16 protein-coding genes are annotated in these 16,781 nt (G+C 45.5%); 13 read left to right on the top strand and 3 right to left on the bottom strand.

Going from position 1 to position 16,781, the window contains the following annotated elements; all coding sequences use genetic code 11:
* Nucleotides 1–393 precede the first annotated feature (393 nt).
* Nucleotides 394–1,407: an asparaginase gene (gene ansA / locus ACJB0T_RS19480; RefSeq protein WP_479289119.1), complete on the bottom strand. Its 1,014-nt coding sequence runs from the start codon at nt 1,405–1,407 to the stop codon at nt 394–396.
* 106 nt (nt 1,408–1,513) lie between these two features.
* The gene (gene sppA, locus ACJB0T_RS19475; RefSeq protein ID WP_479289121.1) at nt 1,514–3,367 is read right to left on the bottom strand and encodes a signal peptide peptidase SppA; all 1,854 of its coding nucleotides are present in this window, start codon (nt 3,365–3,367) and stop codon (nt 1,514–1,516) included.
* Between the two features lie 288 nt (nt 3,368–3,655).
* On the opposite strand from sppA, the gene ACJB0T_RS19470 reads away from it, so the two are divergent.
* The 3 genes from ACJB0T_RS19470 to ACJB0T_RS19460 all read left to right on the top strand — a co-directional run bounded on the left by ACJB0T_RS19470 (nt 3,656) and on the right by ACJB0T_RS19460 (nt 8,482).
* On the top strand, nt 3,656–5,659 hold the full coding sequence (locus ACJB0T_RS19470) for a 2,4-dienoyl-CoA reductase FMN-binding domain-containing protein (protein ID WP_479289123.1): 2,004 nt from the start codon (nt 3,656–3,658) through the stop codon (nt 5,657–5,659).
* Between the two features lie 179 nt (nt 5,660–5,838).
* Nucleotides 5,839–6,387 carry an NAD(P)H nitroreductase gene (locus tag ACJB0T_RS19465; RefSeq protein WP_479289126.1) on the top strand — a complete coding sequence of 183 codons (549 nt, stop codon included), beginning with the start codon at nt 5,839–5,841 and terminating at the stop codon, nt 6,385–6,387.
* Between the two features lie 130 nt (nt 6,388–6,517).
* Complete coding sequence (locus tag ACJB0T_RS19460) at nt 6,518–8,482, top strand: DNA topoisomerase III (RefSeq protein WP_479289128.1); 1,965 nt, start codon at nt 6,518–6,520, stop codon at nt 8,480–8,482.
* 55 nt (nt 8,483–8,537) lie between these two features.
* Here ACJB0T_RS19460 and ACJB0T_RS19455 read toward each other — a convergent pair whose 3' ends face one another.
* Nucleotides 8,538–8,696 carry a hypothetical protein gene (locus ACJB0T_RS19455; RefSeq protein WP_479289130.1) on the bottom strand — a complete coding sequence of 53 codons (159 nt, stop codon included), beginning with the start codon at nt 8,694–8,696 and terminating at the stop codon, nt 8,538–8,540.
* 41 nt (nt 8,697–8,737) lie between these two features.
* On the opposite strand from ACJB0T_RS19455, the gene ACJB0T_RS19450 reads away from it, so the two are divergent.
* The 10 genes from ACJB0T_RS19450 to ACJB0T_RS19405 all read left to right on the top strand — a co-directional run bounded on the left by ACJB0T_RS19450 (nt 8,738) and on the right by ACJB0T_RS19405 (nt 16,581).
* On the top strand, nt 8,738–10,489 hold the full coding sequence (locus ACJB0T_RS19450) for a recombinase family protein (protein ID WP_479289131.1): 1,752 nt from the start codon (nt 8,738–8,740) through the stop codon (nt 10,487–10,489).
* A gap of 187 nt (nt 10,490–10,676) precedes the next feature.
* Nucleotides 10,677–11,342, top strand: coding sequence for a hypothetical protein (locus ACJB0T_RS19445; RefSeq protein WP_479289134.1), 666 nt, complete (start codon nt 10,677–10,679; stop codon nt 11,340–11,342).
* A gap of 14 nt (nt 11,343–11,356) precedes the next feature.
* Nucleotides 11,357–11,947, top strand: coding sequence for a hypothetical protein (locus ACJB0T_RS19440; RefSeq protein ID WP_479289136.1), 591 nt, complete (start codon nt 11,357–11,359; stop codon nt 11,945–11,947).
* On the top strand, nt 11,940–12,467 hold the full coding sequence (locus ACJB0T_RS19435) for a hypothetical protein (protein WP_479289138.1): 528 nt from the start codon (nt 11,940–11,942) through the stop codon (nt 12,465–12,467). The genes ACJB0T_RS19440 and ACJB0T_RS19435 overlap by 8 nt, the downstream gene beginning before the upstream one ends.
* Nucleotides 12,468–12,762: 295 nt before the next feature.
* Nucleotides 12,763–13,359, top strand: a complete 597-nt coding sequence (locus tag ACJB0T_RS19430; protein ID WP_479289140.1) for a recombinase family protein — start codon at nt 12,763–12,765, stop codon at nt 13,357–13,359.
* A gap of 352 nt (nt 13,360–13,711) precedes the next feature.
* Complete coding sequence (locus tag ACJB0T_RS19425; protein ID WP_479289142.1) at nt 13,712–14,116, top strand: hypothetical protein; 405 nt, start codon at nt 13,712–13,714, stop codon at nt 14,114–14,116.
* Between the two features lie 13 nt (nt 14,117–14,129).
* Entirely contained in the window at nt 14,130–14,525 is a 396-nt protein-coding gene (locus ACJB0T_RS19420; protein ID WP_479289144.1) for a hypothetical protein, read from the top strand.
* Between the two features lie 3 nt (nt 14,526–14,528).
* Nucleotides 14,529–14,717 (top strand): hypothetical protein, encoded by a 189-nt coding sequence (locus tag ACJB0T_RS19415; RefSeq protein WP_479289145.1) that lies wholly within the window; start codon nt 14,529–14,531, stop codon nt 14,715–14,717.
* Entirely contained in the window at nt 14,695–15,249 is a 555-nt protein-coding gene (locus tag ACJB0T_RS19410; RefSeq protein ID WP_479289146.1) for a hypothetical protein, read from the top strand. Before ACJB0T_RS19415 ends, ACJB0T_RS19410 begins: the two co-directional genes overlap by 23 nt.
* 72 nt (nt 15,250–15,321) lie before the next feature.
* Nucleotides 15,322–16,581, top strand: a complete 1,260-nt coding sequence (locus ACJB0T_RS19405; protein ID WP_479289148.1) for a tetratricopeptide repeat protein — start codon at nt 15,322–15,324, stop codon at nt 16,579–16,581.
* Nucleotides 16,582–16,781 lie beyond the last annotated feature (200 nt).

Below are 16,781 nucleotides of genomic sequence, written 5' to 3'. Positions count from 1 at the left end.
TTGAATGGTAGAAGTGCCAAAGTGATACCAAGAAGCCGCCAGTGATGGACGCGGAAACCACATAGCGTGGTAGGAATTGAATAAAGTTGTCATTGAGTAACCTTTACAAGCTGTGAAATAAGCTGGTCCGATTCCTTGGGGTCATTCACAGATCCGTGGTGACGGCTTGTATTGGTTGTGTTCAGGCTTTCACCTGACAAACGGCGCGGGAGTATATAGAAAAAAATGAAGAATGCACGTGCTATGCGAGACTTGCGTGTCTATTTGGCTAAAAGATCACCAGTCGGCCGGCTTTTAGTAATGGTGAGATTATAGATTGAAGTGTATAGAAAAGCCGCAGTGATATTTCACTGCGGCTATAAAGAAGTTAGGGTGCACTTGATGAAAGAGGGGCTACTTGCTCATTTCACCGCGCAGTACTTCCAGCATTTGCGCCTTAACCTGCTCATAGCTGAGGTTCTGACTAAGCAGATAGTGCAGCTTGGCGAGCGCCGCTTCTGGTGTCATATCATAACCACTAATAACACCTGCATCAGCCAGCGCACAGCCAGTCGCATAACCGCCCATGTTCACTTTACCCGCCAAACACTGAGTTAAGTTGACTACTAATACGCCACGCTCTGACGCTTCTTTCAGGTGCGCCAAAAGCTCTGGATTTTGCGGTGCATTGCCCACTCCAAACGTCAGCAAAATCATTGCATTAACAGGTTGCAGCAAGGTATTGCGGATCACTTCGTGTGAAATACCCGGGTACATAGTGATAACGCCAATAGGCTGTGGCGTGATGTCATGTACCTTGAAGTTACCTTCCGGCTGCTGATTGATTTCCACACCGCTGCTCAGCTGGATATTGATACCCGCTTCTAGCAGAGGTTGTAGGTTCGGTGAGGTAAAGGCATTAAAGCCATCCGCGTGTGACTTGGTGCTGCGGTTACCGCGCATCAGCTGATTGTTGAAAAACAGCGTCACTTCGTTGATTGGGTAGTTGGCTGCGATGTGAAGCGCATTCAGTAGGTTTGCTTGACCATCTGAGCGCAATTCTGCCAGTGGGATCTGCGAGCCAGTGACAATCACAGGTTTGCCAAGATTTTCCAGCATGAATGACAATGCCGAAGCGGTGTACGCCATCGTATCTGTGCCGTGGAGGATCACAAAACCATCGTATTTATCGTAGTTGTCACGAATGTCGTCGGCGATCTGTTGCCAGTCGGCAGGCGTCATGTCTGAAGAGTCGATGAGCGGCTCGTATTCATGAATAGTGAACTCTGGCATCTCTGGGCGATGGAATTCTGGCATGCTCGCCAGTTGCTTTTCCATAAAGCCCGCGACGGGAATGTAACCATGATCGGACTTTTGCATGCCGATGGTGCCGCCAGTATAGGCGATATAGATGTGTTTACGCGTCATGACAGACATTACTTTGAAACTGGGAACAGGTGGGGCGATTATAACCAAATCAAACAAAAGAGCCACCGATTGGTGGCTCTAAAGTCAGGTTTTGCAGAGCTATCCGCTATTGCACATTACAGGTCAAACAGAGCACGTAGTGGCCTTTTGGATCGTTAAAGCTTTCCATGAGGCTTGCATGCTGCTGAAGCTCTGTTGCAACAGGCAATAGGCTTTGTGGAACCCAAGCTGAAATATCAAGCCCTAGGCTGACTTTCACTTGCTTCATCAAATCCTGTATAAACTGCTGTGCAGGACTCAGTGGCTCTTCTACCCAGTACACATCGTACGTTTCTAAGTTAGCCAGCTCTGCGGCGCGAGCGATAGCATCATCAAAGTCACCAATTCGGTCAACAAGACCGTGGTCTAGCGCATCTTGGCCTGTCCATACGCGGCCTTGAGCCACGTTGTCTACTTCTGTTTGGCTCATGTTACGGTTATCAGACACTAGAGTGATAAAGCGTTTATAACCGTGCTCAATACCCATCTGGAATGCGGCTGACGCACCTTCGTTGATGCCACGCGTTACGCCAACACCTGAGAACGGTGAAGTGCCAACGCCATCCGTATTGACGCCAATGTTGTTGAGCCCTTTTTCAAATGTAGTGATGACGCTAAAGATACCAATTGAGCCGGTGATGGTTGTTGGCTGAGCCATGATTTCATTCGCGCTCATTGAGATCCAATAGCCGCCAGATGCAGCAACGCTCGACATCGATACCACAACAGGTTTGCCCGCATCTTTGAGTGCTTGAACTTCATTGCGAATCACTTCAGAAGCGAAAGCGCTACCGCCCGGGCTATCTACACGCAGCACAACCGATTTTACGCTGTCATCTTCGCGAGCTTGTTTAAGCAACGATGCAATGGTGTCACCACCAATAGTGCCTCGTGGCTGTTCGCCATCCATGATTGAACCACTTGCAACAACAACGGCAATTTGGTTGTCAGGCTCTATTGGCAAATCAAATGGTACGCTCGCTAGATACTCGTAATAGCTAACGGCATTAAAGCCACCATCGCCATCGCTGCCAAAGGCTTCAATCATGGCTTCGTTAACTTGTGGTTTGGTCACTAGCTCGTCAACTAGCCCTAGCTCTTTGGATAGAGCAGCAAGGTCGCCATCAACGTTTTTCAGCGATGCCAAGAAATCATCCATGCTTGGTGTGAGCACGCTTGGCTCGATTTCGCGGTTTGTTGCCACATCATCGACATACGCGCCCCACAGCTGAGTTACCCAGCGAGTCGCGTTAGCTTTTGCGTCTTCAGACATGTCGTCACGAAGGAATGGCTCGACCGCAGATTTGTAGGTACCCACGCGGAATACGTGTGTAGTGACATCGAGTTTTTCAAGCAAAGTTTTGAAGTACATTGAGTAGGCACTGTAGCCACGGATCAACACCGCGCCATCAGGGGCAAGGTAGACCTTGTCGGCGTAGCTCGCTAGGTAGTACTGGCTTTGATTGTAAAACGCGCCATAAGCATAAACCGGTTTGCCCGTTGCCTTGAACTCATTGATGGCTTTAGCGATGTAACGAAGTTTGGTTAGGCTGGTTTCCGGCATTTCTCGCAGCGAGAGTACCAGTCCTGTGACTTTGTCATCTTGAGAGGCATGGCGGATGGTGTCGACAATATCAAAGACAACGTTCTCTTTTGGCAGCTCTTGGCCAAACAAAGATCCAGTGAACGAGTCCATTGGATTAACGTAGGTGCTTTGTTCAACAATAGGACCAGACAGGTTCATCACCAGTGCTGTGGCTTTTTTCTCGACCGCTGGTGGCGCATCGCTTTGAGTAAGCGCAAAGTACAGTGTGGCGAGCACCGCAAAGAAAAACAGATTCACAATGGCGAGGCGAGTGAAGTTAATCAGCTTCCAAATGCCTTTGAAAATCATACCTATAAAACGAAATACTTTTTTCATCATCTCTCCACATCACAAATGTGAGTGTTTATGTCCTTTAACATCAATTACTAGTGTAGCGCTGAGGTTAACAATTCGCAGTATCGATTGTGTAATTGTACGTATGTGACGCTGACTTCTATCAGCTTGGGGTTAACTGAATATAAATTAGAGACTTACCATACTAGATGAAGTTCAAAGAATCAGAAAGTTTTTCTGTTTATGTTGTAAGAATGTAAACACTAGTTTGATTTTTTAACCTTTCCATAATATTCTGGTCAGACCACAACAACAATAAATGGATCTGCCATGTACCCGAATTTACTTAAGCCACTGGATTTAGGATTTACTCAACTTAGAAACCGAGTGCTGATGGGATCAATGCACACTGGTCTTGAAGAACATAAAGAAGGTTTACATAAGCTTGCTGCGTTCTACGAGGAGCGTGCAAAAGGTGGAGTTGGGTTAATAGTAACAGGCGGTTTCGCGCCTAACCTTCGTGGTCGCCTCGCCCCATTTGCTGCAGAGTTTAGTAAGCCAAAGCATGCGAAGGCACACAAAGTGGTCACAGAGGCAGTTCATAAACATGGCGGTAAAATCGCACTGCAAATTCTTCACGCAGGACGATATGGCTATCATCCATTCTCTCAAAGTGCTTCCAAAATCAAATCACCGATCACGCCATTTGCACCGAGTGAGATGAGCAGTCGTCAGATTTGGAAAACCATCGACGCCTACGCCAACAGTGCTTCTTTGGCGCGTGAAGCAGGTTATGATGGCGTTGAAATCATGGGCTCTGAAGGTTACTTCATTAACCAATTCATCTGTAAGCGTACCAATGTACGATACGATGAGTGGGGGGGCAGTTATGACAATCGCATTCGTTTACCGTTAGAAATTGTCAAAGCGGTTCGCGCGGCTGTCGGAGAAGACTTCATCATTATCTTCCGTCTTTCAATGCTGGATTTGGTTGAGCAGGGCAGCACCTTTGAAGAAGTGATTCAGTTAGGTAAAGCGCTAGAGGAAGCCGGCGTGACCATTATCAATACCGGTATTGGCTGGCACGAAGCAAAAGTACCCACTATCGCAACGCAAGTGCCACGCGGCGCATTTACTTGGGTAACCGAGAAGATTCGCCCACATCTTTCTATTCCGGTCATCACGACGAACAGAATTAATACCCCGGATGAGGCGGAGCGCATTCTTTCATCTGGGCATGCCGATATGGTCTCTATGGCGCGACCTTTCTTGGCGGATCCTAACTTTGTTGCCAAAGCTGAGCAGGGTGAAGCTCACTTCATCAACACTTGTATCGGCTGTAACCAAGCGTGTCTGGATAACGCATTCAAAGGCAAGCGTGCGACATGTCTGGTGAATCCGCAGGCGTGTTATGAAACGGATTTGATCATCAAGAAGACGGTGAACAGCAAAAATATCGCCGTGGTTGGCGCAGGACCAGCCGGACTGGCTTGTGCCACTATGCTGGCAGAGAAAGGGCACTCGGTTGATTTGTTTGAGAAGAACGATCGTATTGGTGGTCAGTTCCGACTTGCTATGCAGATCCCCGGTAAAGAAGAATTTAGAGAAACGATCCGCTATTTCGCCAACCGTATTGCTCAGACTGGCGTTAAGCTGCATCTCGAAACCGAAGCGACGGCTGATTTACTAAAAGAATACGATGAAGTTGTGATGGCAACAGGTGTTAAGCCACGTATGCCGAAACTAGAAGGCATCGACAATGCAGATAAAGTCATCGATTACCAAACGGTGATTCGTGACAAGACTTACCTCGGTGAGAACGTTGCTATCATGGGCGCCGGCGGCATCGGAATTGATATCGCAAGCATGATTACTGAGCCGCACGGGCAAACACTCGATGATTGGCTGCACGATTGGGGCATTGATAAAAACATCGACCATCCCGGTGGCTTGTATCCGTTCCCTGATTCGACGACGGACACCAATGTCTGGGTAATGCAGCGTAAAGAAGGTCGCGTTGGCAAAGGCCCAGGTAAAACTACGGGTTGGATCCACAAAAAGACGCTTGAGAAGCGCGGTGTTCATCTACTTGGCGGCGTCACTTATGACAAAATTGATGCTGAAGGTCTCCACATCACGGTGAAGGGCGAATCAAAACTCATCCCAGCAGACAAAGTGGTGATTTGTGCCGGTCAAGAATCGGTGAAGCCGTTTGAAGACCAATGGCCAGAGTTTGGCGACAAGCTGCATGTGATTGGCGGTGCGGACTATGCGGGTGAACTTGATGCCGTACGAGCGATTCGACAAGGTGTTGAGTTGGCCGCCAAGCTATAGGGTCGAATATATACACTGAGATTTAGGTAGAGTCTAAACCGAAAAACCGGACTGACGTGCTAGTCGTTCCACAACGGGCACGTCAATCCAGAGCCACTAAATGAGATCGGTTCTCATTGTTGGTGCGTAAAGGTTAGCGTTTTGTTATTATAGCGAAACGATAATAAGAGGTATGTGTTATGGATGCTTTAGACCTGTTGCTCAACCGACGCTCAATAGCCAAACTTTCCGACCCCGCACCAGAAGGGGTTGCACTAGAAAACATCATTAAAGCGGGACTACGAGCCCCCGATCATGCTGGATTGACGCCTTGGAGGTTTGTTCTCGCGCAAGGAGAGGGTCGCCAGAAACTCGCCGATATACTTGCTAACGCTGCCACTCTTGCAGGCAGTGAACCCGCTGTTATCGAAAAAGCACAGAAAGCGCCGTTTCGCGCCCCATTGGTGATCACGGTTATCGCTAAGGTAACGCCGCATGAAAAAGTGCCTGCTTTTGAGCAGCACTTGTCAGCAGGCTGCGCGGTACAAGCGATGCAAATGGCCGCGGTAGCACAAGGTTTTCAAGCGTTTTGGCGCTCAGGAAAATGGATGTTTGATGACAATGTCCGTCAGGCTTTTGAGCTTGAAGGTGATGATCAGATTGTAGGCTTTCTCTACGTGGGAACCCCCGGTTGTACACCAATGAAAGTGCCAGAACGCGAGCTCGGGAAGTATGTTCACTTTTTATAGCAACGGCTTGTTGTAGCAGCCGCTTTTTATAACAGATAGTGATTAACTGGCTATTTATACAGTTTTTTCTTGATTCGCAAAGGTAAGCTTAGTTAAGCTTACCTTTATTTTTTCGACTCATTTCATTTTTATGACGCGTCTCTTCATTGCAGAAAAACCCAGTCTTGGCAGAGCGATTGCCGCCGCCTTACCTAACCCCCAGAAAAAAGGGGATGGGTTTATTCAATGTGGTAACGGCGATGTCGTCACTTGGTGTATTGGTCACTTGCTAGAGCAAGTAGAGCCAGATGCTTATGACGAACGCTACAAAAAATGGAATCTCGCCGATCTTCCGATTGTGCCTGACCAGTGGCAGTTAAGGCCGAGAAAAAGTGCCTCTAAGCAGCTTACTGCCGTTAAGAAGTTACTTAAAACCGCAACGCAAATCGTCAACGCTGGTGACCCAGATAGAGAAGGGCAACTGCTGGTGGATGAAGTCATCGATTACTGCAAAGTCCCTAAATCTAAGAAGGAGACTGCCCAGCGCTTGCTGATCAGCGACCTTAACTTACCTGCGGTGAAAAAAGCGCTCAGTAATATGCGTATGAACCGCGAGTTTGTGCCTTTGTCAGTCTCTGCATTGGCGCGTTCACGTGCCGATTGGCTCTATGGCATGAACATGTCGCGAGCGTACACCTTGCTTGGTCAAAAGGCCGGTTATCAAGGCGTACTGTCAGTTGGACGAGTACAAACGCCAGTATTGGGATTGGTCGTTCGCCGTGATGAAGAGATTGAGAACTTTGTTCCCCGTGACTATTTTACGTTGCATGCCTTGATCCCATACCAAGACAACGGCCCCGCATTCGATATTCGCGCCAAATGGCGACCGAGCGAAGCCTGCAAACCATGGCAAGATGAAGAAGGACGCGTTCTTAATCGCAAACTGGTTGAGAATGTCGCGCAGCGTATTCAAGGGCAGCCGGCCAAAGTCGTTAAGTCCGAGCACAAGTCGACCAAACAAAACGCGCCACTGCCTTATTCTCTGTCGGCGCTGCAAATTGATGCCGCAAAACGCTACAACATGAGTGCGCAACAGGTGCTGGATGTGTGTCAGGCGTTGTATGAGAAGCACAAGCTGATTACTTATCCGCGTTCAGACAACCGCTATTTGCCCAAAGATCACTTCTACCAAGCGAATGACGTGCTGGCGGCAATTAAAAACAACAGCCAAGAGTATTCTGCCGCCGTCGATGGTGCAGACAGCAGTCGCAAGTCTAAAGCGTGGAATGACAGTAAAGTCGATGCCCACCACGCGATTATTCCAACACCTAAAAAGACCAGCATGGTGCTCTCTGGATTTGAAGAGAAAGTCTATGGCTTAATTGCACGACAGTATGTGATGCAGTTTTATCCGGCCGCCGTGTATGCCGAAGCCATGTTGGAGTTCGATATTCAGGGTGGTCAGTTCGTCGCAAAGGGCAAGCGTCTGCAAGCGCCTGGGTGGCGAGTATTGCTAGGTAATAGCGCTAATGATCAAGAAGAAGGTGTGGATGCCGTTCCACCGCTTGAGGTCGGCACCGTTCTCACGTGTCGTGAGGGGCAAATTGGTGAGAAGAAAACCGAGCCACCGCGCCACTTTACTGAAGCCACTTTGCTGCAAGCGATGACCGGCATCAGCCGTTTCGTTGAAGATAAATCACTGAAAAAGATCTTGCGTGATACCGATGGTATCGGCACAGAAGCGACTCGCGCAGGCATTCTAGATACGCTATTTAAACGCCAGCTACTAAGCCGTCAGGGCAAGTCTGTGATGTCGACACCCGCAGGTCGAGGTCTTATCCATGCGCTGCCTGATGAATCAACCTATCCAGATATGACAGCGCATTGGGAGTTTCAGCTACAAGGTATGACGGAAAAGACCCAGTCGTATGGGCCTTTTATGTCGGATTTGAATGTAAAGCTGGATCAGTTGATGGGGCAAGTGAAAACTGGCCCGATTCCAGACTCGCTGCGTAACCTACCGAAAGTGGAAAAGCCAGCTTTCAAAAAGTACAAAAAGCGCCGCGCCGCAGGTAGCTCAACAGGAAAGCGCCGCAGTAAACCTAAAGCGAGCTAATTGATCGCTAGCTGCTAGTATTTTTAGTTATTAATAGCGCTACCAAAGTGGAGAGTTACCAGGGTAGCTCTTCACCTTCAAAGTTCAAAAACTTACCAGAATCATCCAGAGAAGCATCGCGGATCACTCTGTATAGACCGCTTGCAGATGCTGAGGTGGAAATTAGCGCATTCGGCCCGCCAAAAGTTAGTTTGTATGTACCTGAATATTTCATTAATATTAGACACTTAGTTAACCCAAAACATGGTGATTCTAATGACTACCCCAATGATCTACAGCTACAGACGAGTATCGACTTTAAAACAAGAAGACGGCTCTGGTATGGAGATCCAGAACGATGAACAACTTCTCAAAAGTCTTTCTGAAAAATATCAGATGGAGGTTTCTGATCGATTTTATGACGACCTTGGCGTGTCATCGTTCCGAGGAAAGAACGTAGAAAATGGAGAGTTGGGGCTTTTCATTGATGATGTTAAGGCAGGAAAGGTAGCTAAGGGCTCAATACTGGCTATTCGAAGTCTTGACAGAATCACTAGGCAGGGAGTCCGAGCGGGTGAACGTATATACGGGACGTTGGTCGATTTAGGCATACGAATCTTCAGTGAGTTTGATGACCGTTTATTTGGAAGTGATTCTGAAAATGAGCTGATGGACTCAATAACGTCTGCACTTGTGTTTCAGCGAGCATGGTTTGAATCAGACAATAAATCGAGAATGACTACGAAAGCGACGGTCAAGCAAATCGAAGACTTTAAAAACGATACCGATGAAAAGGATGAAAATGGGTATCGGAAAGCCATTAAAGTTTCAGGTAGGAGTGTATGGTGGGTGGATGAATCTAGCGGCTTTGTTAGACCGCACAAGCGCTTGTTTCCTATCGCGCAAGAGATCTGTAAGCGCATCCAAGAAGGGCAGGGAACAAACCGAATTGTCGACTGGTTGAATGCCACACATGAGCCTCCTAAGCGAAGAAACAAGAACGTCGATAGTAGCCCGTGGTCACATTCCAATATCCAAAAAATTCATAAAACAGGGGCACTGTTCGGCCAGAAGAGGTTCAATATTTATGTTGATGGCCGTGAGGATAAGCAAAGGAACAAGCTTAAGCCGACAGAGTTTATTCTAGATAACTATTATCCTGCAGTAATCACTAAGGATGAATATCTGGCAATCAAAGAAGCTCGAAGGCAAAGGACACCTAAAAAGGGTACAAAGGATCCATATGTCAGCCTCCTTACTGGGATGCGGATGTCGTATTGCTTGAACTGTGAGGACGAGCACCCACATCCATTGGGGACTCTTAAAACACAGAAAGGGTATCGCCGTATATATTGTATCTATGGTTCTCGCAAGGGAGACAATGTATGCACAGGCTGGAGTACGCAGGCAAAGTGGATTGAGAAGCCGCTACTAGACTTATGTAAGGACAAGCTATGGCGCGCCCCTGAAGTTGACAGTACAGAGTACTTGGCAGGGCTGTCGAAGGTTGAGGAGTTAACAAAGAAAATACGAAAATTGGTTCTGTCTCTAGAAATTGCCGACGATGACGATATATACGAAATTACGGAAAGGATTAAAGAGCTTAGAGCTGAACAGCAAAAGCAAATGGCACTTAATGATGCAGAGCAATCCCGCCTTGCTACTAGAAAGAGCATTCCCCTTGAAGACCTCGAAAATGAGTGGGAGGAAGTTACCGCTAGAGCACTAGACGAAGGCGACCATGAAGCCCGGCAACAAGTTAGGGATTTGTTACAAAAGTCGGTAGAAGCAATTCTTATAGGTCGCAATAGGAACTCTGAGATTCTGACGACCTATATCTCATTTATTGATGGGGATGAAAGGATTATTTGCTCCCGCGGTGGTGATGTTCTGTCATATGCTTCGATCGGTATGCCCTTAGCAAAAACGGAACATTATATTAAACATGAATTTCCGAAAGGAACTGAAATCGGGAAGGCTGCAGGAATGGTGCTTCGTGATGCGAGTGCCCTTTGTTTAGGACTATAGCTGTGTTGAAGACACTTAAGTTGCCTTTTGCAAACAGTATTAATGTAGGTCTCAGGCTATGTTTGGGAGGGGTAACTTTCTTTGTTCATTAATTGCAATTTTTTGTGAAAACAAAGGTATACATAGTACCATTTGTAGCTATAATCATTTACTAAAACGTATATCAACGTCAATGAAGGGCTCTACCATGCAACGCCTAACCATTCAGCAGCAAGCTCACTACTTTTGTAACAATAACGATATGTCAGCTTCTCCGGAGCTAATAGGAAAGCTTCTTACAGTACTAGGTCCGTTAGGGTTAATTCCAAATACAGGTACCGAGTTTAACGCAAAGACAGGCCAGCAAAATAAATTCATTATCATGGTTAGCACTACTGAGAGTTTTCAGGTTCAGTTCCCTCAAAGTGAGGTGGTGTTCATAGGTAAAGACTTGGAGTTAGATAAGTTCTTAACTAAAGTGAATGAGGTGCTGGAAAAGCTTCACCCGATGCTTCAGAGCAAACTATCTAACCGACTTTCAATTCTGTCAACGGAAATATGGAAAGGATCCGAAGAAGAATATGCAGGTAAGTATAAACAGATATTCTCTGATGAAAATGGCCCTTTTGAATGGGATGCACGAAGAGCATATAAAGATGTGATTTCAAATGATGAAAATATCAACAAAATTACCACTGTTCGCCGTTGTGAAGCACAAGTGACATCTGAATTCTTTGACTCTATAGTCTACGAAGTAGACTGTAATACGGTTTTTCAAGAAACTAACTTTAGGTTTGATTTCTCAACTGCGCAACCTGTTTTAGCAGAACTATCGCGTCAAGCAAATGTGCTATTGGAGAATGCACGCTCATAGAAGGAGGGAGCCTAATGCCATTTAACGTAGTAGTCTCAAATCAAAATGCTGTACCTAAAGCAGAGTTTAAACAACCGTTTACTTCGGGGATTCAATTTAAGAATTATAGCTCTCTATTTAGAAGTGCGATCTCAAGAGATAGACCTCAGATTGAGCTGGAGTTGCAGTTCAAAGAAGAGGTTAGCTTTTACAGCAAAGAGATGATTAGGCTAATTCAACTAGAAGATTTTGAAGATGGTGAAGAAGGGCAGATTCACCGATTGTTTGATTCGCTGATATATACGAAGCCTGGTATTTTTAAGGAAAGCTTTCAGGAGTCATGGCTAACTTTAGCTAAGCAAGCATCATATAACTATTTTTATAATTTTGTATGTGCAGCCTCAACGGTGGAGTATTCACTTATTGAAAAAGAAGCTGATTGCTTGCTTTTTGCAGCTCTGGCTTTGAATAATGAATCAATAAACGATGCGGCTATACGAGCTATAGAGTCATGGGAGCAAAAGGGGCATCTTAAGATGCTAGAAGGGATCCGACCTTTTGAAGCGAATTGGCTAGAGCTCTATCGACAAGAAGTATTAGCTAGTCTTGAGGCTTTAGATGGATAATTTGTTAAGAAAGGTCTCAAAGAAAAAGTGGACGGACAATATACCACTAAGTCCTAGTGACTACTCGGCGGACTCTATAACCGGATGTATTCGCACTTCGCAAAATACTTTATCCCTCTGGAAAAGCCCTACGATAGACTTTAATGATAGCTATGTTGAGGAGTTGGTAACGGCACTTGCGGCCACTACACAAAGACCAGACGTAATCGATGTCCTCTGGTTTGATAAGCACGAGCTAGAAAAAAGGGGACTAGAAGTCAAAGACTCTGAAGGAAAGACGCCTTATGGTGCAGTTAACGATAGGCACTGCGATATTGTAAATATAAACTACAAAAAGTTGGGTGATATCGGTGAGTACTTAGTTCAACAAGTATCCAATGACACCAATATTAAGCGTTTTTCTAAAAAGTCTGTTTTATCCTTAGTAAAGGCGAAAGTAGAGAGCGGAGATATAGACATAAGGTCTCTCGAGGATAAATGGAAAACGGCAATAGACCCGGTGAACTACCCGCCTCTCTAAGCAAAGCTTCACAGTTGTACTGGCTCAGGTTTTAACCCCAGCACCTCAATCTAACGTTGTTTGTTGGATTATATCTGAGCTAACTCTCCTAATCTTGCGCACATATATCGGTACCTAGAAACTTACGGTTACTTCTAATTGGCCCGTTGGATTTGTCAATCAAAAAAAAACCAATAGACTAAATGTCCGTAACTGTTACGAAAAACCGGACTGTGTCCGAAATTATGTATTTACAGTTTCGTACATCTTGTGTACCATAAGTCCGTAACTTAACAGTATCGGACAGGGTGCAATCATGACTTCATTAACTGGCGCATTAGTTGGATTCGCAAGAGTATCAACTCAGGGACAAGATTTAGCAGATCAACTGCACAAACTAACCGAGGCAGGGTGTACCAAAATTTTTGATGGTAAGCACTCGGGTAAGGCAGACTCAAATGCAGAAGCACTATTGAAGCTTGAAGACTATGTACGTGAAGGGGATACCGTTGTTGTTACTAAGTTAGACCGCTTAGGAAGAAGCGTTGGGCAAGTGGTGTCCTTCTTAGATCGCATGAAAGTAAAAGGTGTCTGCATTAAAGCTCTTGAACAAGGTATAGACACCAGCAGGGCAAATGATCCTATCGCCACAGCCATGACTCATTTACTTGCAGTATTTGCTGAAATGGAGCGCTCTATGATTCAATCTAGAATGGATGAGGGCAAAGCTGCCGCCGTTCGTTCCGGCAAACATACAGAACAATCGGTCAAAGGCGGTCGGAAACGTACCTATTCTGCTGAACAGGAAAAAGTGATAAAAGACCGACTTCAAGTTGGTGAAAGCGTTACAACCATATCAAAAGAAACAGGCTTATCACGGCAAACTATATACCGTATCAAAGAGCAAATGTAATTTGCCAATAAACATGAAATAAACGTCCTCTTAACTCTTTGACTTTAAGGGCATCGAATCAAGTTAGCTTTGTCGATGCCTACCTACCTCGTTTGTGCTCTCATTTAGCAGAAAAAGATTCCCATAATTCTAAATTGCAGATTCCAACGATCTGGTTTTTTGTTTCCATAAAATTGAACTTATGGAACAGATTTTACAGAAATCAATTCCCATAAAAATCTTTACATTTCAATGGCTTGGTCTTTGTTTTTCTTGCAATCTTACGTTTGGGATGACATGCTGTAACAGTTGGTTGTTAATTACACATTGAGTACAAATCTCCTTCTGGAGAATCGAAATCTAGGGAGCAACAATGATTAAAGAAATGGCGGGCTATCGAGCCCAATTAGTAGAGGTTTATCTGGAAGGAGAAGACGTACTAAGCGAAGAATCTATTCGCTCTTACGTTGATAACCTTGATCATAACGATGTTTTCGAGGCTTTAGGCATTACCGCCGATGAGGGTGCGATTGCTAAAGCCGAAGTTGAAGCTGAAATTGAACAAGAACAAGCCCTGAAGCAATCCATTCGCAACGAAAACTATGAACGCCTCAGTAAGATGAATGGAGCACAGCGTATTGCTGCGATCATGGATATCGAATCTAACGGGAATACGGGCAGTATATTGGCCGCAACAGACAAGCAAATGTTGCAAAACGGAAAGCTGGAAGGCGTAGACCGTATTGCAGCTGCGTTGAACGCACGATCATCTAATTAGGTAAGGGACGAACATGATCTATAACGAACAACTTAAAAAAATTCTCGCCAATGCTCGAAATAGTGTTGAGTGCAGTGACAAAAAGGCTGCTTTGGCGCAAATAGAACTGGCTGATATGTATGCTGACCATCATAAATTTACAGATCCTCGAGTTACTCAGGTTATCCAACATACTGCAAAACAGTTGGGACTAAGCGATCCAGATGCTCTGCAAGCACTGCTCTTCATGGGGATTTATGAGGCAGGGAGAATTGTATCGGGAAGTAGCTTCGACGTTCTTAAGCAAGTTTTGGACGAGCGGATGTTAACAACTGTTCAGATGATGCTGCCATACTTTGGCGTTAACAAAATGACAGCAGCAGAAGAGAGCGCGGAGCTTTCCCGTATTCATAAGCAAGCAAGAGGTTAATGCATGGCTAGTAAAAACTTCAGAGTATCAGGGCAAGTTCTTGCTGATATTCAGGCTATTGCTAAGGCAGGGGATATATCTGAAGCAGACCTTGTGCGCGGTTTGGTCGTCATTGGTTTAGAGCGATTACAGTTGCGTATCAACCAAAGAAATATAAATGGGGGTGTTGATGAGCAAACGGATCACGCCTAGACAGAAAGCAGAGGTGATCGCTTTAGTAGAGGCGGGCTTTAGTAAGTCCGCTAGTGCACGTAAGGTGGGTATCAGCTTGTCATCTGTAAAGCGCATCTCAACTGACCCGACGATAAAGCCCGGGAGGAACCATGCAGAATTGGTCGCCCAAGCAACAGAAGCTTTGCACAATGCTCTATCTAGTGACTCAGCAAAACGGCAGTTAGCAAGCCTTATGGTAGATGATCTAGCGATCGCAGCAGGGTTGCGTGATCACATAAGTTCACTATTAGAGCGAATAGAAGGGCTGCCAGTTAGTAACCTAAAAGATGCTGGTGCTAAAGCGCGAACACTCGCCGCAATAGCGACTGCCAATAAGCTAAACTCTGACAATTTACGACAAGTGATTGGACTTGCTGCCCCACAGATCGAAGTTGATGAACTTCCGGTACTTGAAGTTCGAGAAATGCTGCCGGAAGAGGTTAAAGCGATACGTGATAAGCAAAATCGAGATGCAGTAAAGATGGGATTGGCATCGACTGAAGCAGCATAAGCAAGAAATGAAAAAGACCGCTCGCAACGGTCTTTTCATACGTTAGTACCACTGTCAAATTAAGCACTAAACATGAATGATTATACCACACGCCATAATGAGAGCACACATCTTTCGAATGTTAGTAATGACCCTATATCGGCTAAGTGCCGTGGGGATTATTCCGAAAAGACTTATACTAGCCTAACCCGTTCAGCCCTTACTTGGTGCGTGAAGCAGTCTGTCTGTAATCCAAGATACATATTCGGTATAGATGCCATTGATAAATTTCTGACTAAGAGAGATATAGAAGCAACAGCTGAGATTGACTTCAAGAGTGCAAAGAAAGCGAATCACTATCAGAAGGGCTTAATGCGTCATCTTTCGATGCACGTAAATATACAAGCCTCAGAGAGTAACGATGTGGTACTACCGTTTACTGTTAGACCATTGCGTATCAATAAGACGTTCTTCGACACAACAAATGCTGAACTGGCGAAGAAATTTACTGACCAATTCAGAAAGGAACTGCGGAATGCTCTCGGCATAGTAGAACCCGAGTTTTACTATATCATCACAGGAAAGGGCAGTAAGCGGCATATTCATGGCTGTATGCGTATTTCAGAAGCACTCTACGACTATGACCAGCTAACGGCAACAAAACCAGTCTACGACGCGTTGAAGCGTTCTTGTGGGCTTACAGATGAGAATCGCGAGTTGATAGCACGACGAGATCGTCGGAAGGCATTGTATAAGTTTGCGATATCCTCACCCAATATGACAGGGAACAGCGGCAAGGATAGAGCTAACCCTAATCGTCCATATGGGCATATGGCTTATATCGACAGTACTGCCCGTGCTGATTACTCACAAGAAAAATGGGCACACTACATTCTCAGCGCACGTAACCGATCAAACAAGATATACGGTACTAAAAAGCTTGCTGGAGAGGCAAACGAGCTAAATGATAAGTTTTATTCTGAGCTCAAGAACTTGCGAAGTGATAACGACTGGAATAACAACCGTGCGAGATTCAGAGAAGTTGTTGTTGCGTGGTCTAAAGTTGTGGCTGATGCAATATCGTCTGCCAGTAAAGACGATATAGGGCAAGAGACTGCGGAACTTGCCGTTACACCAGCAAAAGAGTGTGAAAAAGACAAAGTCCTAGAAAAAAAGAGCTCAATAGTAGGGAACTGCGGAGAAGCCTCTATAGCGATTTTGAAAATAGGTGGCTCCCTTAAGTTAAAAGAGTTGATTGGGCAACGTGAGGAGTGTTCTGAAGAGAGTCTGGCGATAGAAGAGGAAGCCTATTTAGAGTACCGGACTGACCGATCTAAACTGAAAAAGGGATAACGTGCTAAGTTTCTATTGTGAGTGTGAGGAGCCAGTTCCGAACTAGTTTCGAACCCTTGGCGCAAGAGTCAAAACTGATGATAGGCTCGAGGTTTCTTTTTCCTACTCTTAAAGAACAGAACTCACGGCTTTTGGTATAAGTTGGTTGAAAAGTGGAGAGCCAGTAAAAGGGCATTTTGAAAATTGCTTAGAAAGCCGCG

The sequence above is a fragment of the Vibrio sp. CB1-5 genome (assembly GCF_059412285.1).
This window is presented reverse-complemented; position numbering and strand designations above follow the sequence as displayed.